Source organism: Micromonospora sp. NPDC052213 (genome assembly GCF_040679695.1).
Taxonomy (GTDB): domain Bacteria; phylum Actinomycetota; class Actinomycetes; order Mycobacteriales; family Micromonosporaceae; genus Micromonospora.
In genome coordinates this window covers 1-7,553 of sequence record NZ_JBFAVI010000245.1, presented here as the reverse complement: position 1 = coordinate 7,553, position 7,553 = coordinate 1, and the positions used below count along the sequence as shown (strand labels likewise).

Annotated in this window: 6 protein-coding genes and 1 pseudogene; 3 read left to right on the top strand and 4 right to left on the bottom strand. The window is 63.4% G+C overall.

Annotated features, from left to right (window positions below; genetic code table 11):
• Window positions 1–165 precede the first annotated feature (165 nt).
• Together AB0L34_RS31870 and AB0L34_RS31865 are read left to right on the top strand one after the other, a co-directional pair.
• A complete protein-coding gene (locus AB0L34_RS31870) occupies window positions 166–414 on the top strand; it encodes a hypothetical protein (protein ID WP_363709147.1) in 249 nt (82 codons plus the stop codon).
• Window positions 415–488: 74 nt separating this feature from the next.
• Entirely contained in the window at window positions 489–1,250 is a 762-nt protein-coding gene (locus tag AB0L34_RS31865; protein ID WP_363709145.1) for a hypothetical protein, read from the top strand.
• A gap of 255 nt (window positions 1,251–1,505) precedes the next feature.
• Here AB0L34_RS31865 and AB0L34_RS31860 read toward each other — a convergent pair whose 3' ends face one another.
• The 4 genes and pseudogenes from AB0L34_RS31860 to AB0L34_RS31845 all read right to left on the bottom strand — a co-directional run.
• Window positions 1,506–1,778, bottom strand: coding sequence for a hypothetical protein (locus AB0L34_RS31860; RefSeq protein WP_363709143.1), 273 nt, complete (start codon window positions 1,776–1,778; stop codon window positions 1,506–1,508).
• A 32-nt stretch (window positions 1,779–1,810) separates the two neighbouring features.
• A complete protein-coding gene (locus AB0L34_RS31855) occupies window positions 1,811–2,815 on the bottom strand; it encodes a hypothetical protein (RefSeq protein WP_363709141.1) in 1,005 nt (334 codons plus the stop codon).
• A gap of 475 nt (window positions 2,816–3,290) precedes the next feature.
• Complete coding sequence (locus AB0L34_RS31850; RefSeq protein ID WP_363709139.1) at window positions 3,291–4,796, bottom strand: restriction endonuclease; 1,506 nt, start codon at window positions 4,794–4,796, stop codon at window positions 3,291–3,293.
• A 96-nt stretch (window positions 4,797–4,892) separates the two neighbouring features.
• Window positions 4,893–5,078 (bottom strand): annotated as a pseudogene (locus AB0L34_RS31845) (IS3 family transposase); the annotation flags it as partial.
• 739 nt (window positions 5,079–5,817) lie between these two features.
• On the opposite strand from AB0L34_RS31845, the gene AB0L34_RS31840 reads away from it, so the two are divergent.
• The gene (locus AB0L34_RS31840; protein WP_363709137.1) at window positions 5,818–6,954 is read left to right on the top strand and encodes an RNA-guided endonuclease TnpB family protein; all 1,137 of its coding nucleotides are present in this window, start codon (window positions 5,818–5,820) and stop codon (window positions 6,952–6,954) included.
• The last annotated feature ends 599 nt before the right edge of the window (window positions 6,955–7,553 follow it).

Genomic DNA, 7,553 nt, shown 5'->3' with positions numbered 1-7,553 from the left:
ACTTAGCCGTCTCGAAGGATCGCGCGGTGGCCGTCTCCTATCTACGCAACACGCCCATCACGGGCAAGTCGTACACCACTTCCGTGGACGCAGCCGATCTTGGCGGTTGAGGACGCTGCCGTGCCCGTGGTGTCGCCTAGCAACTCAAGGGCAACGCTGGGAACGGTGCTCAAGCAACTTGAGGATCAAGGGGACTGGCGGCTGCCGATGGAGCGCGAGCACACATCCGCCCCTTCATCGCACGTCATCATCGCCATGCTGCGGATGTTGTGGCATGGCCAACATGATCGTCACGGCGGCCAGCCTTCAGCGCCGGGCAACGTGTCGGTAGATGAAGCTCAGGTAGCCGTGTCCGTGGCGGTCACGCTGGTCCAGTGGTTCGATGCCGGGTTGATCCAACGCGCGTCGGGCTGAGTGACAAGCGGCTGCCCTGATGGTGTCGGAAGCAACGGCGATAGTCAGTGGTTGCAGGATGCGACAATGGTTGGATGGCTGACGTTGTGGAGCGGGGTGGCTCGGTAGTCGCCCGCTGGGTCAACAGTGGTGCCGTCACTCCGGCAGGGGCGGCAGTTGGTGAACTGATCGGACTGAGCATAGGAGCCCCACCAACTGCTGGCTCCATAGTCGGAGCCAGCGTCGGATCCTTCGTGGGCTCAGCTGCCGAGGAGACGGTGAACCTTCTGGTCCCGCTTTGGCGTCGTCGCGCCGAGAACGTAAGCCGCTTCGTCAGCACCGTAGAGGATGAAGCTGCTATCCGGGCGGAGGAATTGCTGACAGAACTGGCCCAAGAACCCAGGTTGCTGGAGCTATTTGCCCAAACTGCCGAGGCGGCGGCCCGAGCACTTGACGACTGGAAGATAGACACCCTGGCCCGGGTCTTCGCCCGTGGAGCGTGGGAGTCGACGGATATTGACGGCACACAAGTAGTTGTTGATATCGTGCGACAGCTTGAAAGGCCCCATTTGAGGCTGATGGAGTTGCTTGCACGACCAAATCCAAAGCTAAGTGGCGCTCAGACTAATGGAGTTCCGACCCCTGACCGGTGGCCAGTGAAGGACATCTACGCCGAGGACGCTGGCTTGGTTGGTGCGCTCGACGCGTTGGTCAGCAGGCTACAAAGCCTTGGTATTGCCTACGATGCCGCTGTCGGCGCCTTCGTCGGGTACGAGACAACCTGGGCCCTGACCTCTTTTGGGAAGCAGTGCGCCTCCTATCTTTCACGTCGGGGCAGCGAGCAGGATCAGGATTAGCTTCGCTGAAGCAGCGCCCGTCGCGGGCCACAACTCTGACATCGGGCTGGGTGGCCAGCTGACGACCGGGGCGGCCGACGCCGGACGCCCACGGACGATCGTGGCCTGTTCCGGCAGCTCACTCCGACTACTCGCCCGGTTCATCGTCGGCTGATTATTCGTTCGGAACGAAGGGGTCGAGCTTCGCCAGCGGTACAGCCGGCGCGGAGCTTGACATCCATAGGAGCATTGGGATGCGTGGTAGGTCAATCCTATCTACAGGCTCGGGTAGTTCTCTCCTAGCTCGATTTCGGCTCGTACGGCGAACTCTCGCAGCTTGGCCGTCGCTTCGGCGGGCCCGCCGGTCGCTTGCATCAGCGCTGACTGCGCCAATATGATCAATGCCTCGATTGCCTCATGTGACCGAGGGTTAATCAGAGCGGCTACCTGTTCCATGTCGTTGTCGAAGTAGGCCAACAAGATTCGGCTTGCGAGTCCCATGGCTCTGGCGGTGTCCTGCGGCAGGCTGCTCGCGCTATTTGACTCCACAGCCGATATCCTAACTTCCTGCGGCGCTACTGCTATCGGGCCGGATCGGAGACGTCTAGGTACACCGTGCCGTCAAGTAGTCGGCGTCCAGTAACGCCTAGGGTGGTCCACATTTTCGTGATGGCTGACCTGCACACGATTAGGAGATCGTCCTGGTTTCTCTGAAACTCATCCTGTGAAGCGAGGATTGGCTGAGTCTCGGCTTCCTTCATGATTTCTGACCATGCTGGGCCAAGGTAGAGATCCACCCCGCGATGACCTGCGAGCTGGGTGAGTGGACTCGGGCGCCCAGCGCTGAGGGCGCGGGCCTCGTTGTGCGCCAAGAAAATGAGAACCTGACTAGTCTGTGTCTGTAGTTGCTCCCACATCTGCTCTAGGTCGATGTCGTGGATCCGATACGACCAGACAAGGTCGGGCCATGCCGGATACACCACCTCGTCCACCACGTTTCGCAAGTCGGCCGTCCAATCCGACGGCAGCATGAGCCCGTACCGCACTGCTGACTGGTTGCCGTCAACGTTGACGGTCGCAATGCCCCCAAGAACTATATCAGCCAGCTGGTCGCAGCGCCATTCGTCTATGGCTTCCAAGCCGTAGAGACCAGCCATGCCGGACGGCTCCACTCTTCGGGCGGCAGGCGTATCGCCGCTCGTGGTGCGTTGCCTGCCGATTACAGCGTGCCCCAACTCATGTGCGAGCAGGTAGATGAACATGCCTAGCTGGGTTCCCTCGGGTACGGGATTCATCATTCCCATATCCATCACCAGATCGACCTGACTAAAGTTAGTCGGATCGATCGGCATTGTCTTTCCCGCAACCTGGCCGCCGACTCTCTCCGGCGAAAAACTCTTATCCTTCGTCCGGCGATTGACAGAAGCGGTCATATCTCCTGACATGACGACCGTTGTTTCGAAGGGGGGAATCCTCAGATCTTCGGCGACGCTCATGATGGCCGTATGGACTGGCTGGATGTATTGGTGATACTCAGATTCCTCAAAGAATTCGTTAAGAATGATCAGAGGGTACTTTTCCGGCAATGGAGTCTCCGATCTTCTCCCTTAGGGGGTGCGGGTGCTCACGGGCAGGGATGCACCATACACCTGGTCACCGACAATCCGAGGGCGACACGTGTGCGGCCGTCTTTGACTCGCTATCTACGTGCGGAGGCGGGCTGGATGTCGAGGGTTGGGTGCAGGCCCGGTAGGCCACGCAAGGTGAGACGGGAACGGCCCTGATCTGCAAGATCCGGAGCAGGCGCGGAATGATCAAGCTTCCGCTTCCAGGCGCCCGGCGCGTTCTGCCTGGTAGATCCCTCGGTCCGCAGTTGCCGCTGCCTCCTTCCTAAATCGTGTGTCTTGAGGGCGGTAACAGCAACGCCGACAGCAACGAGCCGGCACGACGACGACAGCTGGCGACGGCGGCGCACGGACGAGCGCCCGAGGTGACGGACGTGGTAGACGAAGGCTCAGAACTTGCAAGCGAGGGCACCATCCGGTCCGGATGAGGATGCCCCTACTCCAAGTCTGCCCTGTCCCAGCCCGGCGGAAGCTTTTGCAGGCCGATTAGGACGTCTAGGCCAAGGTGCTCTTTCAGCATGTGTTTGAGATTGCGGCCTTCAATAATTTCGATTCGTCCGTTCGCGGCGGCGAAGTCGCGGCTCGCCTTGCCCACCCACGAAGTAGTGACGAGAACGCCTTTGGCGGCTCGCTTGTGATCCATCACGCCGGCAAGAGCGTGGACGGCTTCAAGGCCGACGATTTTGCTGTAACGCTTGGCTTGGATGATGCAAAGCCCGCCGACGATTGGATCCTCATTGACAGCGACGCCGTCGACTCCTTCGTCCTTGGAGGCTTGCGTGACCCAGGACTTCATGCCGATGCTCTCGAACAGGCGGCGAATGAGATGCTCGAACTCTCCAGGAGAGAGTGTCAGTAAGTCTGTACGGCTATCCAAGCCGGCGACGATATCCATCTCGTCAACGAACTTGTACTTTGAAAGGTCGAAGGAAACTACTGGCCTGACGCCTTCTAGGTCGTACGGGTGCGGGGAAACAATGGCGTTCAGGTGGCTGCGAAGGCAGAGCACCGGGTCCAGCTCTGGCTCATCGAGCTGCACCACGGCAAACTTGTCCCGCTCCGTACCCACGCTCATCAGCAACGGGCGAATGGCGCGACCAGTCGCCTTGTCCTTGGTTGAGGCATAGCCGTTGAAGATGATGCCGGTGACGAGGTCCGGAGACGTCGCCTCGAAAGTCTCGGCAATGGTGCGCAATGTCAGCCGTGCAAGGAGGTCGCCGTACAGCTTCTGAGTCTCGGGCTCCTTGCGAGGTATAGCAACCATGCCCTTCGCCATCGTGTATCGATAAGCGACCACGGTGGGCACGACGTCTCGTAGTGGTAGCTCGTACTCGATAAGCAGCTCCCTGGAGGCAGGGTCATAGTGAGCGGCGGCCTTGCCTGTCAGGCCCTCCGGGTATCGAGACTGAGCGAGGACGTGTTGTAGACGCTCAACAAAGGCGGGTGATCCGCCGTTCGACAAAGCCGCCCTAAGTTCGAGGTCAGACTCGGCGGCCCGCCTGTTTCTCCGGGCTAGCAGCTGTGCGTACTCGGCAATCCTCGTGCTGATGGCCTCGGTCCGGAACTCGGCCTCTGCCATCTTCCGGGCGTGTGCCTCCCGCTCCGCCAGGCGCTTCGTGGCGGCTGCCTCCTGCGCCTTCTCGCGAGCGTCGGCAGCTAGGCGTCGTTCCTCAGCACGCTCGCGTTGGGCGGCCTCTCGCGCTGCCTTCGCGGCCGCTTGGTCGGCCAGACGCTTCGCCTGCACTCCATGCCTCAGGCGCGCTGCCTCGGCCTTCTTTGCCGCAGCCTCGGCTTGCTTAGCCTCGCGGCGTGCCTCCGCTTCCTGACGCTTCTGCTCGGCAACCAACTCGCGGTGCCAGCGCGCCTCCGCTTGCGCCTGGAGCTTCTTGGTCTGCTTGCGCGCGTCGAGTATCTGAGCAATCAGACCCTTACGTCGCGCCATGCGTCCTCCGAAGGTCCACCATAGACAGGCACGACCGTAACGCACTCGCGACGCAGTGGAAAAGGGGTCTGCTGCACCGGTAGGTGACAGGTGTAGTCACGCGGCCTGACTGGCCGGTGGGTGCATGATGGTCTCGAATTCAACGGGGGTCAACCGAGACAGCGCCTGTTGCCGTCTGCGGCGGTGGTAGGTCCGCTCGATCCAGGTCACGATCGCGATCCGTAGTTGCTCGCGGGTTGCCCAGGATCATCGGTTCAGGACGTTGTTCTGCAGGAGGCCGAAGACCACCGTCGCCGGCGTCGACCCCATGTCCGCGGTCCTGGTCGGCGCCTACATCGGCGCGGACGGCTCGCGTCTGATGGTCTCGCACGACGCGATCCCCAACGCTCTCCCATCGGCAGCGGCGACGCCTTCCTGGCCGGCCACACCGCAGCATGGCTCGACGGCACCTCCGGCCCGCCATTCGGCGGCCTGTGGGAACCGGCCGAGGCACTCCGGGTCGCGGCCGCAGCGGCCCGGGCCAACGCCCGCCAGTTCCCCGCTGGAGATATCAGCTGGGACCAGGTCAAGCCGAACTGTCCGCGGTGCGGATCTCTGCGGCCTGAGCGTTCCGTCCACGACTTTGGTGGCTGTCGCTGAGTGCAGCCGGTTCATCGGGGGCGGGCGGGACACCATGATCAGGCGACGAAACGGCTCCATGGCTCGGCTACCCGGACGCCGCGGTCGACCATGCTTGTCGAGCAGATCGCTGGCATGGCCGTTGACAGGCGGGCTTCGCGGGCATCGCGGCGGGGCCGGCTCGGGTACGCGAGGCGGTTGGGCAGGTCGTCACCACGATCGGGGCCTGGTGGCCGCAGATTCACGCGTTCCTGCATACCGGCATCACCAACTCAGGCTCAGAAGGCACCAACCGTGTCATCGGATTTGCGGCGTGGAAACCCGGCCGTTCAGGGCCGGGAGGAAACGCCGCTCCCTTCCCCTCGCTGATCGTCTTACATGGACGGTTGGTAGGGTGTGAGGCGTGGGGGAGGTGGTGAAGCGGGCATACAAGTACCGCTTCTACCCATCCGCTGAGCAGGCCGGGCAGTTGAACCGCACCTTCGGGTGTGTGCGTCTGGTGTACAACCGGGCGTTGGAGGCGCGGACCCGGGCGTGGGCGGTTGACCGCCGGCGCACCACGTATGTGCAGTCTTCGGGGTGGCTGACCGGGTGGAAGCGCACCGATGGGCTGGCGTTCCTGAACGAGGTGTCGTCGGTGCCGTTGCAGCAGACGTTGCGGCATCTGCAGGCCGGGTTCGTGGCGTTCTGGGACAAGCGGGCCCGGTATCCGCGGTTCAAGTCCAAGCGCAAGTCGCGGGCGTCGGCCGAGTACACGCGCTCGGCGTTCCGGTGGCGTGACGGCCGGCTCACTCTGGCCAAGATGAACAGCCCGCTGAACATCGTGTGGTCCCGGCCCCTGCCCGCCGGGGCGGAACCGTCGACGGTCACGGTGTCCCGGGACGCTGCCGGCCGCTGGTTCGTGTCCATTCTGGTTGAGGACCCGACCGTAGCGCCGTTGCCGCCCGTCGTGGCGGAGGTTGGTGTGGATGCGGGCATCACCAGTCTGCTGACCCTGTCGCGTCCGATGCCTGGGGTGAGTGACGAGCAGGGCAAGGTGACCAACCCGCGGTACGGGCAGGCCGACCGGCGGAAGCTGGCCAAGGCGCAGCGGAACCTGGCCCGCAAACAGAAGGGTTCCGCGAACCGGGCGAAGGCCCGACTGAAGGTGGCCCGGATCCATGCTCGTATCGCCGACCGGCGGCGGGACCATCTGCACAAGCTGACCACTCGGCTCGTCCGTGAGACCCAAACGGTCGTGATCGAAGACCTCAGCGTGCGTAGCATGCTCCGCAACCGGCGCTTGGCCCGCGTCATCTCCGACGCGGCTTGGGGGCAGTTCCGCAGCATGCTGGAGTACAAAGCCCAGTGGTACGGCCGTGAGGTGATCCCCGTCGACCGGTGGTACCCGTCGTCCAAAACCTGCTCGGCCTGCGGGCGGATCAACAGCACCCTCGCCCTTAACGTGCGCGTCTGGACCTGCCCCGGCTGTGCAACTGAGCACGACCGGGACATCAACGCCGCGACAAACATCCTCGCCGCCGGGCTGGCGGAGAGGTAAAACGCCTGCGGAGCTGATGTAAGACCTCAAGGGAAAATCCTCCCGGCAAGGCAATCGGCGATGAAACAGGAAACCTCACGGGCGACCGTGGGAATCCCGGCCCTTCAGGGCCGGGAGGATGTCAACAAACGATCGCCCGCGACACCTACGGCTTCCGCAACCCCGAGAACCAGCGCCTACGCACCCGCACCGCCACCACCCGAGCTACCGCGGACACCTCAACCCCCACTGAACTTCGAAGAGCCGTCAAACGTCGAGGCGCCAGGAATCCATGACGGACGGTTCGGAGACCGGGTGGTAGCCGGATGCGGGGCCGTGAATGTTCGAGGTGGATGATGTCAGGATGACGGGGAACCAGGACCGGCCGGCGCGGGGCGACATCATCGAGATCGGCGGCTCGATCCGCGAGGGCGCCGCACCTCGCTGGCGGCGGTGGCCGAAGTGGCTGCCGTTGTTGCTGGCCGCCGGAGTCGGGTTGGCCGTGTACGCGCGTACCGGGGCCGACCGGGTTCCGCCCCCGGCGAGCCGGTCGTCGAGCCGTAGCCGACGTCGTTGCCGTCGTGCCGGGCGCGCAGGGCGAAGACCCCCTCCAGCAGGCG